18 protein-coding genes are annotated in these 15,631 nt (G+C 62.4%); 7 read left to right on the forward strand and 11 right to left on the reverse strand.

Annotation, left to right across the window (positions count from 1 at the left end; translation table 11 throughout):
* Position 1: 1 nt before the first annotated feature.
* Genes KIO76_RS08080 through KIO76_RS08090 form a run of 3 tightly spaced genes read left to right on the forward strand, consistent with a single transcriptional unit; the run spans position 2 to position 2,675 of the window.
* Complete coding sequence (locus KIO76_RS08080) at positions 2-1,048, forward strand: AbrB family transcriptional regulator (protein ID WP_213322480.1); 1,047 nt, start codon at positions 2-4, stop codon at positions 1,046-1,048.
* Between the two features lie 20 nt (positions 1,049-1,068).
* Positions 1,069-1,875 (forward strand): alpha/beta fold hydrolase, encoded by an 807-nt coding sequence (locus KIO76_RS08085; protein ID WP_213322482.1) that lies wholly within the window; start codon positions 1,069-1,071, stop codon positions 1,873-1,875.
* Positions 1,872-2,675 carry an alpha/beta fold hydrolase gene (locus KIO76_RS08090; protein WP_213322484.1) on the forward strand — a complete coding sequence of 268 codons (804 nt, stop codon included), beginning with the start codon at positions 1,872-1,874 and terminating at the stop codon, positions 2,673-2,675. The genes KIO76_RS08085 and KIO76_RS08090 overlap by 4 nt, the downstream gene beginning before the upstream one ends.
* Here KIO76_RS08090 and KIO76_RS08095 read toward each other — a convergent pair.
* The 4 genes from KIO76_RS08095 to KIO76_RS08110 all read right to left on the reverse strand — a co-directional run bounded on the left by KIO76_RS08095 (position 2,648) and on the right by KIO76_RS08110 (position 6,618).
* Entirely contained in the window at positions 2,648-3,535 is an 888-nt protein-coding gene (locus KIO76_RS08095) for an MBL fold metallo-hydrolase (RefSeq protein WP_213322486.1), read from the reverse strand. The genes KIO76_RS08090 and KIO76_RS08095 overlap by 28 nt on opposite strands.
* Positions 3,536-3,613: 78 nt before the next feature.
* Entirely contained in the window at positions 3,614-4,597 is a 984-nt protein-coding gene (locus KIO76_RS08100) for a Bug family tripartite tricarboxylate transporter substrate binding protein (protein WP_213322488.1), read from the reverse strand.
* A 32-nt stretch (positions 4,598-4,629) separates the two neighbouring features.
* Positions 4,630-6,141, reverse strand: coding sequence for a tripartite tricarboxylate transporter permease (locus tag KIO76_RS08105; protein ID WP_213322490.1), 1,512 nt, complete (start codon positions 6,139-6,141; stop codon positions 4,630-4,632).
* A gap of 3 nt (positions 6,142-6,144) precedes the next feature.
* Positions 6,145-6,618, reverse strand: coding sequence for a tripartite tricarboxylate transporter TctB family protein (locus KIO76_RS08110; RefSeq protein ID WP_213322492.1), 474 nt, complete (start codon positions 6,616-6,618; stop codon positions 6,145-6,147).
* A 220-nt stretch (positions 6,619-6,838) separates the two neighbouring features.
* Here KIO76_RS08110 and KIO76_RS08115 point away from each other — a divergent pair, with 220 nt between their 5' ends.
* Complete coding sequence (locus KIO76_RS08115; RefSeq protein ID WP_213322494.1) at positions 6,839-7,519, forward strand: GntR family transcriptional regulator; 681 nt, start codon at positions 6,839-6,841, stop codon at positions 7,517-7,519.
* Here KIO76_RS08115 and KIO76_RS08120 read toward each other — a convergent pair.
* Positions 7,516-8,424, reverse strand: a complete 909-nt coding sequence (locus KIO76_RS08120; RefSeq protein ID WP_213322496.1) for an isocitrate lyase/PEP mutase family protein — start codon at positions 8,422-8,424, stop codon at positions 7,516-7,518. The two genes, KIO76_RS08115 and KIO76_RS08120, sit on opposite strands and share 4 nt — an antisense overlap.
* 290 nt (positions 8,425-8,714) lie before the next feature.
* Here KIO76_RS08120 and KIO76_RS08125 point away from each other — a divergent pair, with 290 nt between their 5' ends.
* From KIO76_RS08125 to KIO76_RS08135, 3 genes are all read left to right on the forward strand, one after another.
* Entirely contained in the window at positions 8,715-9,428 is a 714-nt protein-coding gene (locus KIO76_RS08125; RefSeq protein WP_213322498.1) for a ribonuclease activity regulator RraA, read from the forward strand.
* Positions 9,429-9,590: 162 nt separating this feature from the next.
* Positions 9,591-10,094: a tellurite resistance TerB family protein gene (locus KIO76_RS08130; protein ID WP_213322500.1), complete on the forward strand. Its 504-nt coding sequence runs from the start codon at positions 9,591-9,593 to the stop codon at positions 10,092-10,094.
* Between the two features lie 3 nt (positions 10,095-10,097).
* Complete coding sequence (locus KIO76_RS08135) at positions 10,098-10,898, forward strand: glutamine amidotransferase (protein WP_213322502.1); 801 nt, start codon at positions 10,098-10,100, stop codon at positions 10,896-10,898.
* Between the two features lie 7 nt (positions 10,899-10,905).
* Here KIO76_RS08135 and KIO76_RS08140 read toward each other — a convergent pair whose 3' ends face one another.
* From KIO76_RS08140 to sdhC, 6 genes are all read right to left on the reverse strand, one after another.
* Positions 10,906-11,556, reverse strand: coding sequence for an AprI/Inh family metalloprotease inhibitor (locus tag KIO76_RS08140; protein WP_213322504.1), 651 nt, complete (start codon positions 11,554-11,556; stop codon positions 10,906-10,908).
* Between the two features lie 141 nt (positions 11,557-11,697).
* Positions 11,698-12,069, reverse strand: a complete 372-nt coding sequence (locus KIO76_RS08145) for a VOC family protein (protein ID WP_213322506.1) — start codon at positions 12,067-12,069, stop codon at positions 11,698-11,700.
* Positions 12,070-12,127: 58 nt separating this feature from the next.
* The gene (locus tag KIO76_RS08150; RefSeq protein WP_213322508.1) at positions 12,128-12,913 is read right to left on the reverse strand and encodes a succinate dehydrogenase iron-sulfur subunit; all 786 of its coding nucleotides are present in this window, start codon (positions 12,911-12,913) and stop codon (positions 12,128-12,130) included.
* 42 nt (positions 12,914-12,955) lie between these two features.
* The gene (gene sdhA / locus KIO76_RS08155) at positions 12,956-14,803 is read right to left on the reverse strand and encodes a succinate dehydrogenase flavoprotein subunit (protein ID WP_213322510.1); all 1,848 of its coding nucleotides are present in this window, start codon (positions 14,801-14,803) and stop codon (positions 12,956-12,958) included.
* Between the two features lie 3 nt (positions 14,804-14,806).
* Positions 14,807-15,202 carry a succinate dehydrogenase, hydrophobic membrane anchor protein gene (sdhD, locus tag KIO76_RS08160; RefSeq protein WP_213322512.1) on the reverse strand — a complete coding sequence of 132 codons (396 nt, stop codon included), beginning with the start codon at positions 15,200-15,202 and terminating at the stop codon, positions 14,807-14,809.
* Positions 15,203-15,211: 9 nt separating this feature from the next.
* Positions 15,212-15,625, reverse strand: a complete 414-nt coding sequence (sdhC, locus tag KIO76_RS08165) for a succinate dehydrogenase, cytochrome b556 subunit (protein ID WP_213322514.1) — start codon at positions 15,623-15,625, stop codon at positions 15,212-15,214.
* Positions 15,626-15,631: the final 6 nt, after the last annotated feature.

Raw genomic sequence — 15,631 nt, forward strand, 5'->3', positions numbered from 1 at the left:
GATGCGGGCCGTTCTCCACGCAATCGGCGCTTTGCTGATCGGCGCTTGTGGCGGCGCGGTTTTTCTGTTTCTCCACCTGCCATTGCCGTGGACGCTCGGCTCACTGAGCGCGGTAGGCATTGCCGCGGCCCTCGGCAGTCCTTTCCTCATTCCGGCTCAGGTCCGGCACGTCGCCCGCCCTGTGGTCGGCGTGCTGGCCGGCAGCACCTTTACCGCAGAAGTACTGGCCAACATGGTGCTCTGGTGGCCGATCATCCCAGCGATGCTCGTCTATACCCTCGCGACCGCGTTCCTAGGCTGGCTCTACTTCCAAAGGCTGTGTAAATTCGATCGGGGGACGGCACTCTTCGCGAGCTTTCCCGGAGGTCTTGGCGAGCTGACCTTGCTTGGTGGCTCGCTCGGCGCGGACAGTCGTAAGCTCGCGCTCGTCCATTCGGCCCGTGTCATCACGGTCATCTTTTGCGTGCCGTTTCTGGTTCAAGCGCTGGTCGCCGCGCCCTTGAGCGGCGGCAATGTCGCGGTCGCGGCGACCCATAGCAGCATCATCGCGCCGCTCGACTGGGTCATCCTTGGCGCTTGCGTGGTTGGCGGCTATATGGCGCGCAATGCCTTTCGCCTCGTTGGCGGCGCAATGGTCGCGGCCCTGCTGTTCAGCGCGGTGGCCCACGCAAGCGGCCTGACTGGCGCGCAGCCGCCCTCGTGGCTGGTCGCCTTGGTCCAGGTGACGATCGGCGCTATCGTTGGCTCGAGATTGGGGGGCACCACGCATCGCGAGCTCGGTCGCACCATGCTCCAGGGTGCACTATGGTCACTCGTGCTCATCGGCCTTGCCGTCGTGACGGCCTTCGCCTGCAGCCGCCTCATCAGCTTCGACGTTCCGACCCTCATTCTGGCGCTTTCGCCCGGCGGCTTGGTTGAAATCACTCTGCTGGCTTATGCGATTGGCTTCGAGGTCGCCTTTGTCGTTACGACTCAGATCTGCCGGATCGTCGGCACGATGGTGCTGGCGCCGCTGATGTTCCAGCTTTTCGAGAACCGAAATCAATAGCGATGGGAGACGAAGACGACATGAGCGGAACCGTATCGGCGGAAATGATCCAGCGCGGCGCGGAGGCGACGCTCGAGGTCCTCAAGCAAGGCGAGGGTCCATTGGTCGTTATGCTGCCTTCGCTCGGCCGCCCGGCGACGGACTTCGATCCAATCGCGCAACACGTCGCCCAGCGCGGATACACCGTGTTGCGGCCGCAGCCCCGAGGAATTGGTAGGAGTACGTCGTCCGCACCTTACAAGGACCTCCATGACTGCGCCGCTGATATCGCGACGGTGATCGAGGCTTTCGGCGGTGGTCCGGCCTTCGTGGCCGGACATGCATTTGGCAATCGGGTAACACGAATGCTCGCAACAGATCGGCCGGATCTAGTCAGCGGCATATCGATCATCGCGGCGAATGTCGGCATCGCCCCGAGTGGTCCAAAGATGCGCGCCGCCATTCGGGCAAGCGCCAATGCCGAGCTACCTGATGATGAGCGGCTCGAGGCCCTGCGTTTTGCATTTTTCGCGCCGGGCAACGATCCGACAGGCTGGTTGAAGGATTGGTATCCCGAAGTGTTGGCGGCCCAGCGTCACGCGGGTGACCAGACGCCGCGGAGCGAGGACTATGCCGGCGGCACGGCGCCCTTGCTTTATCTGCAGCCGGACACCGATCCGCTCGCCCATGTTGAGGATGCGGAAATCTTCAAACGAGAGCTGGGCGACCGGGTCACGGTCGTTGTCATCCCAAACGCGAGCCATGCGGCATTGCCTGAGCAACCGGACTTCATCGCTGCGCAACTGCTGTCATTCATGGAACGCGTTCATCCTGCGAGGCCGGCATGACGAACCTGCACTGGACCGAACGCGAGGGCGTCAGCCTCCATTACAAGCTGTCTGGCGTCGGCAGGAGCTTGGTCCTGATCCACGAGCTGTCCGGGACGTCGGACAGCTGGGACGAGGTCCTGAAGCGGCTCGGGGAGGGCTACCGCGTGCTGCGCGCGGACCAGCGCGGTGCGGGGCTTTCCGAAAAAACCCGGCAACCGTTCGACGTGGCCACAATGGCGGAGGACACCCTCGCTGCCATTACGGCCGCTGGGCTGGAAGCCCCCTATACGATCGCCGGCATAGCCTCGGGCGCCGCGATCGCCGTCGAATTGGCTGCAAAGCTGCGCGGTGACGTCGAGCAGCTCCTGCTGTGCTCGCCAGCGCTGAAGGCCAATCCCGACAGGCGTGATTATCTCCTCCAGCGTGGAGCGAAGGCGTGTCGGGAGGGCATGCGCTCGGTGATCGACGTTGTGTTCGAGCGCTCCTTTCCTGAAGACATGATCTCGGATCGCGCGGTCTACGAGGAATACCGGGCCCGTTTTCTCGCCATTGATCCGTTCTGCTACGAGCAGGCGAACGCCATGCTCGCCAATGTCGACGTCACTGACGCGAAGTCAAAGCTCGGCTGCCCGGTGCTGGTGCTTGCCGGCACGCGCGATCTCCTTCGCCCCGTCGATCATGTGCGCGCCGACATCGCGGGCATAGCGCGCTGCGATCTGCGTATCGTCGACAGTGGTCACATCATGATCTTGCAGGCGCCGGAAGCAGTCGCTGAAGCGCTGCGTGACCTTCACCAGTCGAGAGGCGCGAAGGTGTAAGTGTCACCGCTCCGCGCGATGAGACCGCGGTAAGGCCATCCAAAATGCATGGGCATGACGATGGCCCGGCTGCGTGCCGCCTGGGCTAGAAATGCTGCCCGCGTCTCCCGGGCGCGCTCGGGCCAGATGCAGTACCGCGTGTTGAGTGCGGGAAAGCGGATCTGCAGCGGGCTGTGCATGATATCCGCCGCAAAGACAGCGCTTCCGCCCGCCTTGTCCGTCAGCCATAGCGCGACTTGTCCTGGCGTATGACCGGCTGCGTCCTCGACCCTGAAGTGGTCGAGCAACAGATCGCCCGGCTCGAAGAGGTCGACGAGCCCGGCATCGATCAGCGGGATTACGCTGTCGGCCCACGCGCCACTGTTAATGCCCGTCTCGCCCGCTCCGTAGCGTTCACGAACGTAGTCGAATTCCGCCCGTGGCATATGGTGGCGCGCACCGGGAAAAGCGGGACGCCAGACGCCCTCGCGCATAACCGTGCATCCGCCGACGTGGTCAGCATGCAGATGGGTCAGGATGACGTCCGTGACGCTGTCAGCGGTCGCGCCTGCTGCCGCCAGCCAGGCCGGGGCGAGCGTGTTCAGCATGTTCTGGCGCTCCGCCGGGCGTGGCTTTCCGTTGCCTATACCGGGATCAATGAGCACGGTCGTCGTGCCGAACTGGACCATCCAGATCTGGATGGTAACAACAAGCCGGTTGGTCGAGGGCTGATAGTGATGGGGAGCGAGCCAGCCGGCTTCGCCGTCGAGTGCGATCGCCGGCAGATCCGGAAAAAGGAAGGCCGGGTCATGGGTCGGCCCGGACATCTCCAGGACACGCGTGATGCGGAGGTCGCCGAATCGGTAGGACTGGCATAGCATTCCGGCCTCCATGGGATGGATAAAAGCAAGCAGCCAGCCCCATCGTGAGGCCGGCTGATGACAATGGGCTAGAAGAGCTCAGCGCGCGACGAGCTTGATGCCGGCTTTCTCGAGGATACCCCGCAACTGTTCGGTGTACTCGGTAATGAACTTCGAGGTTTCCTCGGGAGTTGTGAAGGCCGGCTCGAAGCCATTCTCCACGACATAGTCCTTCCACTCTTGCGTCTCGGTCGCCTTCCGAATCAGGTCGCTGTAGTACGCGACCGCTTCCTTCGGCATTCCCGGAGGCGCGACGATGCCGCGGATCTGCGGCAGGTTTGGAATGTTGAAGCCCGCCTCCTGCAGCGTCGGAACATCGGGGAAGCCCGGGAGGCGCTTTTCTGCCACTGCGGCGATCACGCGCATCGCGCCACTGCGGACTTGGGCGGTCGCTTCACCGGGCTCCACGATCATCATGTTGACGTGGCCGCCAAGCAGCGCTGAAAGCCGCTCGCCGCCGGAGGGAAAGGAGATGAACTGCCAGTCAGCGCCCGTCGCGCCCATCAGCAACTGGCGCAAGACGTTCTCGCGCGCGAGAACCGATCCCCCGGACTGGCTGAGCTTGCCGGGCGCGGCCTTGGCAGCGTCGATGAAGTCCTGAAGTGTCTTGTAGGGGGAGTCTGCCTTGACCGCGATCAGGCCTGGCTCGCGGATGACCAGGGCAACGGGCGTCATGCTCGTCAACGGGTTCGTCGCCTCGGCCGAGACCAGCGGATCCGTGATCCAGATATTCGTGAACACGCCGAGCGTGTTCTCGTTACCGGCCTTGCTCGCCAGATACGCGGCCGCGGTTGTGCTGCCGCCGCCCGGTTTGTTGGCGACCTGGATACGAACAGGCGAGAGCTTGTTCTTCTCGATGACTGAGATCAGCGCTCGGGCAAAGACGTCGTTGCCTGATCCCGGGCCGGCATGGACCGCGATCTCAAGTGGGCGCTTGGGCGTAAACTGTGCCTGCACTGTCGAAGCAGAAGCAAATGTCACGGTGACGGCGAACGCCGTCGCCACCCAGGCAGAGAGTTTCATGCGTTCCTCCTATGGATGCTTGTTGATATCGTTCAGGCGCCTTCACTGATCGCGCGGACACGGGCGCGATTGAACCAGCTGACCAGCGGCAAGAGCAGGATGACGAAAGCCGCTATCAGCAGGATCAGCGAGATCGGACGCTGGAAGAAGGTTGTAAGATCGCCCTGCGACATCATCAGCGACTGGCGGAGGGCACGCTCCATGGCATCACCGAGCACAAAGCCGAGAATGAGCGGCGCGCTTGGAAATCCAGTCTTCGCCATAAGGAAGCCGAGTAGACCGAATGCCGCGAGCAACTCGACGTCGAAAATGCGCTCCGAAACACTATAGGCTCCGATGATCGACAAACCGAAGATCACGGGAAACAGGATCCAGGTCGGAACGCGCAGCAACTGGGCGAAGAGCGGCACGAGTGGCAGGTTGAGCAGAAGCAGGACCACATTGCCGACGTACATGGAGGCCACGAGCCCCCAGAATATATCCGGCGACTCGGTGATCATCAGCGGACCGGGACGGATGCCCCAGAGAACGAGCGCGGACAATAGGATGGCCGTGGTGCCGCCACCTGGAATGCCGAGCGTCAGCAATGGCACAAGCGCGCCGCCAGTGTCCGCGTTATTCGCGCCTTCCGGTGCCGCCAGCCCTTCCGGCGCCCCCTTGCCGAACAACTCTTTGCGCTTCGAGACGGCCTTCTCGATGCCGTAGGCGATAAATGAGGCAATGGCTGATCCGGCGCCCGGCAGCACGCCGATGATGAAGCCCGTAAACGAGCCGTTGACGAATGCGAAACGCGAGGCCTTCAGTTCCTCACGGCTCGGCAGGAGATTGCGGAAGCCCTTCGGCACCGGGATCAGCGTGCCTTCCTGTCGATGCTGGATCGTGGTCAGGATTTCCGCGATAGCAAAGACACCGATCGCGATCACGACAAAGTCGAGCCCGCCGAGGAGCTCACTGCGGCCAAAGGTGAAGCGCGATTGCGCGGAGAAAAGGTCGATACCGACAGTAGATAGCCATAGACCGACCAGAAGCGCCAGCAATCCCTTGAGGAGCGAGGCTCCTGAAAGCAGGACGACGAGCGAGAGGCCGAATGCCATCAACGCGAAATATTCCGGCGCCGAGAATGACAGGGCGAAGCGGGCGACCGCCGGGGCGACGAGCGTCAGCAGCACAATACCGACCGTGCCCGCGATGAAGGACGCGATCGCGGCGATGCCGAGCGCCGCGCCGGCGCGGCCGTTGCGCGCCATTTGGTAGCCATCGATGCAGGACACGACAGAGCTCGACTCGCCCGGCATGTTGAGCAGGATCGATGTGGTTGAGCCCCCGTATTTGGCGCCATAATAGATGCCTGTCAGCATGATGATGCCGCCGGCAGGATCCATGTTCAGTGTCAGAGGCATCAGGATTGCGATCGTCGCAGCCGGCCCGAGCCCGGGCAGAATTCCGACGACGGTTCCGAGAAAGCAGCCGACGAAACACCAGAGGAGGTTCTGCGGCACTAGAGCGATGCCGAAGCCATGGGCGAGCCCGTTGATAATGTCCATGGTTCAGATACCCAGCGCGCCGATAGGCAGATCGAGCTGCAACAACATGACGAATATGATCTTGAAGGCCGCAGTGATCGCCACAGAAGCCACGATGGCTCGGATGAGGGGCTGGCGGAACACGACCCGAATCAGGCAAAGACAAAGCAGCGCGAGAGCGACCACGAATCCGAGATAGGGCATCAGTGCGGTTGCGATAACGAAGGCCAGCCAGGTGACGAGGGCGCGGCCAACTCCACGCCAGTCGATTGGCTCATGGGCCGCACCTATGCCCTTGAAGAGCGCGCATCCAATCAGCCCCAGTGACAACACCACGATACAGATGCCGTACCAGAGGGGAAAAAACCCCGGTCCGGGCCCGTTCGTGGTCATATAGTCCCAGGTGGAAGCCTTCGAGATGATATAGGTGCCCAGGCCGGCCAGGAGAGCGCCAGAGACGATATCCCCGTCGCGGATGACGTTGCCCAGTCGTGACATGAAGGACGCCCCCCTGCATTATGCACTTTATGGCAGCAATTTATGCATCGTGCAGTATTGCGTCAACATAAATCGAATTCTTGTATGCAAGATGACCTGTTTCGTATTGAATCCCGCGGGCGGCGAGGTTAAATCGCCGGGCGCCGCGTTTGGGTGCTGTCAACATTCGCGGACAGGTTTATGCGTCTTACGAGTTGGTGGCGGGACGGAGCGACGGTGAATGGATGTAGCGCCGAATTCGCGGAACAAGCTGCGTAACAAGATCGAGGAGGATATCGTCAATGGCGTGTTCCTCCCGGGGCAGCGCATGGATGAGGTATCGGTCGCCGAGCGGTTCGGTGTCTCGCGAACTCCGGTACGCGAGGCGCTGATGCAACTGGCTTCAATCGGCCTGATCGAAATCCGCCCGCGGCGGGGCGCCATCGTCGCACAGATAGGGCCGGAACGTCTCGTGCAGATGTTCGAGGTGATGGCCGAATACGAAAGCATGGCCGGACGTCTGGCGGCGCGGAGATACACGGATTCCGACCGGGAGGCGATTTCAATTCGCCACGCGGCCTGTGCCGATGCCGTGGCGCGCGATGACGCGGTGACCTATTACGAGGAGAACGAGGCTTTCCACTTCGCCATCTATGCAGCGAGCCACAATGATTTCCTGATTGAACAGGCTACCGCGCTGCACAGGCGCTTGAAGCCTTACCGCCGCCGCCGCCAGCGCTTCCGCAAACGCATGCACGTTTCTTTCGCCGAGCACGAGCAGATCGTCGACGCCATTTTTGCGATGGACGGCGAGCGGGCATCCAGCCTATTGCGCTCTCACATCATTATGCAGGGCGAGCAGTTCAACGACTTCATCGCCTCGCTGCAGCTCGACGACATGGGCGAGCAGCCCGGCCGTTAGCTAGCTCTTGGCCGGCCCCGCCGCGCCAGAACTTCCGCCGCGCGATCGTCGTAGGATTTTTCTCTGGCCTGGAATTCCCCCAGCCTGACCAGCTCGTAGTACTCAGACAAGGGCATGAGCTGGTCTGCAAGGTCAACCGTGCTGCCGGTCGCCGCCAATCTGGCGATCGCGCTGCGCACGCCTTGTGCAGCCGCAAACAAGCTGATCGAGGGCAGCGTTACAGCCGCGACGCCGATCTCTCGCATGCCTTCCAGCCCTGTTGGATGGTTGCCGGCCGCCTGCGACAGCGTCGCGAAGTGGGGTCCGGGGATTTCCGCCATCGAACGGGTGATCTGCTCGCGCGTATCGGCGCCCTGCGGTTTGGCCATGTCAACGCCGGCCTCGATGAACATTTGGCAGCGCTCAATCGCGTCGTCGAGCCCGGTTAGGCTCAGGCAATCAGTCCGCGTGCCGATGAAAAAGTGCTCGTCGGTCCGGGCATCGAGCGCGGCCGCAATGCGCGATAACATGACCTCGACAGGCACGACCTGCTTTCCCGGCAGATAGCCACAACGGTTTGGAAAGACCTGGTCGCTGAAAAACAGACCGGCCGCACCTGTCGCCTCAAGCGCGCGGACCGCCTTCGCGACATTATGCACACCGCCGAAGCCTGTGTCCGCGTCGACATAGACCGGTATCTCGACAGCGCCGACGATACGCGCATAGTGATCAACCATGTCACGCATGTTCGACTGGCCGCCATCCGGCTCTCCCATCATCGAACCGATCGCGGCATAGCCCCCTGCGACAAGCGCGTGGAATCCCTCGGCCTCGATGATCCGTGCCGAGAGTCCATCATAGGCTCCGGGCATGACGAGCAAATCCGCGTCATCCACGAGTTCCCGGAATTTTGCGCGTCGGCTCATATGGAAGGCTCCTGCAGCCTCTGCTTCTATCTAGAACCGATATTTAGCGCGCAGCGGTACCAATGTACACAGAGATGCAATTTTTGTGGACAATCTGCGCCATTCCGTGGGCAAGAATCCGAGGGCGTCCCGCGATACGACCGCGACCGCGAGCCATTCATCGGACATCAGACAAATATTCGATAAGATCACGGTGCGACTGTGGCCTTGTACGGTCTTCTCGCCCATTATCCGCAACGGGAGTGACGCCTCACAGGCACTCAATCAGATCACGCAAGCCGGAGAAGCCGATGCTGTCTGCAGAAACCCGCCAGAAGCTGAAATCCGTGAGCACTGCGACGCTGAGCACGGCGCTGTTCAAGCGGGGATTGCGCAACCAGTTCATCCAGGATGTCAGCCCTTTGCATTTCAAAGGCGACAATATGGTGGGCGAGGCGTTCACGCTCCGCTACATCCCGGCCCGTGAAGATCTGAACACGATCGATGTCTTTCGTGATCGCGCCCACCCGCAGCGCAAGGCCGTTGAAGAATGCCCGCCGGGCGCCGTGATGGTCTTCGATAGCCGCAAGGACGCGCGTGCCGCATCGGCTGGTGCCATTCTGGTGTCCCGGCTCATGATGCGGGGGGCGGCCGGCGTCGTGACTGACGGGGGCTTCCGCGACAGTCCTGATATCGCCGCGCTTGCTATCCCAGCGTATCACCATCGCCCTTCAGCACCGACCAACCTGACCCATCATCAGGCGCTTGATATCAACGTGCCGATCGGCTGTGGCGATGTCGCTGTGTTTCCCGGTGATGTCGTCGTGGGCGACGGCGAGGGCGTGATCGTCATCCCAGCCCATCTCGCTGATGAGATCGCGCGTGAAGCGGTGGAGATGACGGCGTTTGAAGACTTCGTCCAGCAGGAGGTCCTCAAGGGCCGTTCGATTCTCGGTCTTTATCCACCCACAGATCCCCAGACGCAGACAGACTACACGGCGTGGCGTCAAGCCAACGGTCGTTAGCGCCCTGGGTGCGGGTTCTGGCCCGATGGGAATAAACTATCGAACAGACTGTCTTCGGAACTGGCGCCTTTCCCACGTTTGTGTTCACTCCAGCTGAACAGAATCGGTGTTTTATGGTCGAAAGGCCGCCGCCCGATTCCTGGTTTGCGTGGGATGAGCTGTATGACGAAAGCCTCGCTTTACAATCCGGTATCCCTGCTCGCGCTCGTACGCGAGCTGGTCGAGCGCGTGAGCAGCGGTGATGCAAAAGCCAACGCCAACGCTGCCGATGGGGATGATGGGCGGCTCGCCCTGGCAACATTGCTGGTGCATGTCGCCCGGATCGATGGGGTCATAGTGCCTGCAGAATGGACACGCCTCGAAGCGGTGCTCAGGGAGGAGTTCGCCCTCACGGCAACCGATGCTGAGGCGCTGGTCGTCCAGGGCGATCTGGCGGACCGGGGCAGCGCGGATGTCGAGACATTGATCGCGCCCTTGCGGCGCCGCCTTGATATTGCCGCAAGAACGCGGCTTCTCCATTTGGCTTGGGATTTAGCGCAGGCGGATGGTGAAGTGCGCGAGCTCGAGGGCGATCTCATCTGGCAGCTGGCGCGTTTGCTTGGTCTCGATGAGGCCGTCGTCGCCGATCTACGCCACCATCCTGTTGATTCACGTGGGGATCACTGAACTATGCACGATAGAGCGGCCCGTCTGCTGGATAGGCGCCTGCAGGTGGGGCGGGCACGTGTGAGACAACCTGTCCTCATGATTCTGCACCAGGAGCATTCGTCTCCCGGACGGGTCGGCCGCCTGATCTCTGCTCAGGGACATCCTCTCGACATCCGCCGGCCGCGGTTCGGAGATCCGCTGCCGGATACGCTCGAAGCCCACGATGGCGTCGTCATCTTCGGTGGGCCGATGAGCGCGAATGACGACGAGATTTGGCTGCGCGGCGAGATCGATTGGATCGGCCGTGTTCTCAAGGAGGAAAAGCCGTTCCTGGGCCTTTGCCTTGGCGCGCAGATGCTCGTCAAGCATATGGGCGGCCGTGTCGCGGCTCATGCCGAGGGGCGGGCTGAAATCGGCTATTTCCCGATCCATCCCACCTTCGCCGGAGAAGACTTCGCGAGGCACCTTGGCGTGCCTTGGCCGTCCCATGTCTATCAATGGCACCGCGAAGGGCTCGATGATCCTGCCGGTGTGTCGGTCCTTGCGACAGGGACGGACTTTCCCGTTCAGGCCATCCAGGTTGGGCCGGCCGCCTTCGGATTCCAGTTTCATCCCGAGGTGACGCACGCCATGGTCTATCGCTGGACGACACGTGGTGTGGAACGGCTCGCCTTGCCAGGGGCGCAGGAAGCCCGGCTCCACCATACCGGACGGTTCATGTATGATGGCGCCATCGCCGCGTGGCTTGACATTTTTCTGACACGTTGGCTGCAGGGAGCGCCGATGGCGATCCCTGCCACGACGGCGTCCGTGGCCGGTTGATACCGTATCAGCGAGAGATTGTGACCGGCGCGCCTGATTTGGCGATCACGCCATTATAGGCGCCTGAGCCTCCCTTGAGGCGAGCGACAACGCTGCCGCGGGAATAGAGATAAACCTCGTCGTCGCGCAGATCCCAAGCGTTGACGCTCTGGAGGTCCTTGTTGGCGCAGCCCGATGTGGATGCCCGATACAGGTCCAGCGACGGGGAGCTCGACAGTGTAACGCGGCACGAGCCGCCGGTCGCCTCGCGGGCGGTCCATGTGCCGGTGATCGATGTGCGCGATGTCGGCGCACGCGGCGTCGATGCTCCTGAGCTGCCCCCCGGGGTACCAAGGCTTGCCATGTTGTCGGGTTTTGGCTGGCCAAGCATGGGATCGACGGGAGCAGGTGCGCCGGGCGTCGGGAAGTTCGGATCCGAGGCCACGGATGTGCCGGGCGCTGGCGGTAGGGGGCTCGCAATGACGGTCGGTGCAGGCCCGGGCGCAATGGGCTCCATATCGTCGCTGAGGGCACGCGAGGAAGCTCCGGGACGGGGCTGAATCGCGCCGCCGGAACGGTCGGAGAAACGATCGGAGCTTGTGCAGGCACCAAGACCCAGCAGCAACACGGCTGCTACGACTGGCCATTTGGATCCAAAATCACGCACGATCAACTGCATCCTCTGCGCTCTCCCGCAAACCCGCCCGAGTTCGGTCAAGACCTGCGTCAGCTCGGAACTCCCTCAATGGTGTGCCTTAAGCAGAGGCATTGAGCAAGCACTGAGCACCGTCAACCCTTAACCATGGCTATCAAAATCAGCCTATGCGGCTTCGGTATGACAGACGGCCTCGATATTATGGCCGTCCTGATCACGGACGAAAGCACCATAATAATTGGGATGATAGTGAGGCCGCAGGCCCGGCGCACCGTTGTCCGTCGCGCCCGCCGCGAGCGCAGCGGCGTAGAATGCGTCCACGATGGCGTGCGTTTCCGCCCGAAAAGCCACGTGTAGCGGCGGCGAGGTAGGACCACCGGCAGCTATCCAGAAATCAGGCTTCCCGTCACGCCCAAAGCCTGCGGTGGCGTCCGGAAATTCCATGACCAAGCCATAGCCGAGAGGCGCCAACGCCTTGATGTAGAAGGCTTTGGCCTTGGTATAATCGGAAACCAGAAGGCTCAGATGGTCGATCATGATTGCCTCCCTTTTGGCCCAGGCAGGCATCCGGGAAGGGCCATCCCGGGTCCCGCGTTTATACTTGGCGGACGACCATCATCTGCTTGATCTCCGCGATTGCCTTCGCGGGATTGAGGCCTTTCGGGCACACGTTCGCACAATTCATGATCGTGTGGCAGCGATAGAGGCGGAACGGGTCCTCAAGCTGGTCCAGACGCTCACCCGTAGCCTCATCGCGCGAATCGATCAGCCAGCGATAGGCCTGCAGCAGCGCGGCAGGGCCGAGATAGCGATCGCCGTTCCACCAGTAGCTTGGGCAGGAGGTCGAGCAGCAGGCGCAGAGGATGCACTCATAAAGCCCATCGAGCTTCTGGCGGTCCTCATGGCTCTGCCGCCACTCCTTTTCCGGAGCCGGCGTCGTGGTCTGGAGCCAGGGCTCGATCGACGCATGCTGGGCATAGAAGCGCGTGAGATCGGGAACGAGATCCTTCACCACCGGCATGTGCGGCAGTGGGTAGATCTTCACGACGCCCTTGCGCTCGACCTCGTCGATGCCCTTGGTGCAGGCGAGCGTGTTGGCACCGTCGATGTTCATGGCGCAGGAGCCGCAGATGCCTTCGCGGCAGGAGCGGCGGAAGGTCAGAGTCGCGTCGACCTTGTTCTTGATCCAGATGATCGCGTCGAGCACCATCGGGCCACAATCGTCCCGATCCACCGTATAGGTGTCGATCCGCGGATTCTCGCCCGTATCCGGATCCCAGCGGTAGATGCGGAAGTCGGTCGTGCGCTTGGCACCGGCCGGCTTCGGCCACACCTTGCCTTCAGTCATCCGGGAATTTTTGGGAAGGGCGAATTCGGCCATATCCTGAACCTCAACGACCGCCGATAGGGCGCGCCAACGCGATCAATAAACGCGAGCCTTGGGCTCGATGTACTGGATCTCGTTCGACATGGTGTAGCTATGCACTGGCCTGTAATCGAGCGCGACGCTCTTCTTCGTCTCGTCGACCCAGGCCAATGTGTGTTTCATCCAGTTCACGTCGTCGCGGTTCGCATAGTCCTCGCGAGCGTGGGCGCCACGGCTCTCGGTACGGTTGGCCGCACCTTCCATGGTCACGACGGCCTGGGTGATGAGATTGTCGAATTCCAGCGTCTCGACGAGGTCTGAGTTCCAGATGAGCGAACGATCGCTGACACCCACGTCCGCGGCGCCTGTCCAGACTTCCTTGATCAAGGTCCGCCCTTCTTCCAGCACCTCGCCCGTGCGGAACACGGCGCAGTTCGATTGCATGGTGCGCTGCATCTGCAGGCGGAGCTCGGCTGTCGGCGTGCCGCCGCTCGCATAGCGGAACTTGTCGAGGCGGCTGAGGGCGAGATCCGCCGAATCGGCCGGGAGATTCGCGTGCTTTTCGCCGGGCTTGACGAGCTCGGCGGCGCGAAGGCCCGCAGCACGTCCGAAAACCACGAGGTCGATCAGCGAATTGGAGCCAAGGCGGTTGGCACCGTGGACCGACACGCAGGCAGCCTCGCCGAGCGCCATCAGGCCGGGGACGATGAAATCCGGATTGCCATCCTTCAGCGTCACGACTTCGCCGTGGTAGTTCGTGGGGATGCCGCCCATGTTGTAGTGCACGGTCGGCAGAACCGGGATCGGCTCCTTGGTGACATCGACACCGGCGAAGATCTTCGCCGATTCGGAGATGCCGGGCAGGCGCTCATGCAGGACGGCGGGATCGAGGTGGTCGAGGTGCAGGAAGATGTGATCCTTGTCCTTGCCAACGCCGCGACCCTCGCGGATTTCCATGGTCATGGAACGCGAGACCATGTCGCGCGGAGCGAGATCCTTCACTGAAGGCGCATAGCGCTCCATGAAGCGCTCGCCCTCGGAATTCGTGAGATAGCCGCCCTCGCCACGCGCTCCTTCGGTGATCAGGCAGCCTGAACCGTAGATGCCGGTGGGATGGAATTGCACGAATTCCATGTCCTGCAAGGGCAAGCCGGCGCGCAACACCATCGCGTTGCCATCGCCCGTGCAGGTGTGAGCAGAGGTCGCGGAGAAATAGGCACGGCCATAGCCACCGGTCGCCAGCATCACGAGATGGCCGCGGAAGCGGTGGAGCGTGCCGTCGTCGAGCTTGAGCGCGATCACGCCGCGGCAGCGGCCTTCCTCATCCATGATGAGGTCGATGGCGAAATACTCGATGAAGAATTCGGTGTTGTTGCGGACGGCCTGGCCATAGAGCGTGTGCAGGATGGCGTGGCCCGTGCGGTCCGCGGCGGCACAGGTGCGCTGGGCGGGCGGACCCTTGCCGAAGTCCGTGGTCATGCCCCCGAACGGCCGCTGGTAGATCCGGCCATCTTCAGTGCGCGAGAAGGGCACGCCCCAGTGCTCGAGCTCGTAGACAGCGGCCGGCGCGTTGCGCACGAGATATTCGATGGAGTCCTGGTCGCCCAGCCAGTCCGATCCCTTGACGGTATCGTACATGTGCCACTGCCAGTTGTCGGGGCCCATGTTGGCGAGGGAGGCGGCGACGCCGCCCTGGGCGGCGACCGTATGCGAGCGCGTGGGGAAGACCTTGGTGATGCAGGCGGTTCGCAGGCCAGCCTGGCTGCAACCCACCGTCGCGCGCAGGCCGGCGCCGCCGGCACCGACGATAATCACATCGAAGGTGTGATCGGTGATCGGATAGGCACGACCGTTGATGCTGGGCGTCGATGCGCCGAAGGTCGTGGTCTGGGACGCCTGAGCCATGACTTAAATCCCGAAGGCGATCTTGAGAACCGCAAAGGTCGCAGCCGCGCCGATGACGACGGCGAAGAAGGTGTTGGCGATCACGGCGACGACCTTGGCACCTTCAGAATGCACATAGTCCTCGATGATGACCTGCATGCCGATGCGCATATGGATGACGCCCGACAGGATGAAGAGAAGCAGCAGGATGGCGATCAGCGGCTGGCTGATGGCCAAGCGCGCGGCTTCGAAATCCCTTCCCGCCACCGAGACGACAATGATGATGAAGGCGATCGCCAGCGGCACGTTGGCGACGGCGGTCAGCCGCTGCAGCCAGAAATGTTCCGTGCCGGATTTCGCCGAGCCGAGGCCACGGACGCGGCCGGCCGGGGTGCGAATGGAGAACTTGAACTGTGACATGGCGCTTCCTCAGCTCAGGCTCAGGCCGACGGCCCACACGAGAAGCGTGAGCACAGCAGACGCGATGAGGCTGCCTTGGGCAAGCAGGAGGCGCTCCTTCGGCTCGAATCCACGACCAAGATCCCACATGAAATGGCGAAGGCCGCCCATCATGTGGTGGAGCAACGCCCAGGTGTATCCGAACAGGATGAGGTAGCCCAGCCAGGATCCCATGAACCACTGCACCCATTCAAAGGCGCGGGGGCCGCTCGCCAGGGCGACAAGCCAGATCACCAGGAGCAGAGTGCCGACATAGAGTGCGCTACCGGTAACACGGTGCGCGACCGACATCGCCATCGTCCAGGTCCAACGCCAGACTTGCAGATGGGGAGAAAGAGGCCGGCTGTGAGCCGGTTGGGACGTGGGCGCTTTGGCCTCGGCCATGGGCGG

The sequence above is a fragment of the Chelatococcus sp. YT9 genome (assembly GCF_018398315.1).
Classification (GTDB): Bacteria; Pseudomonadota; Alphaproteobacteria; order Rhizobiales; family Beijerinckiaceae; genus Chelatococcus.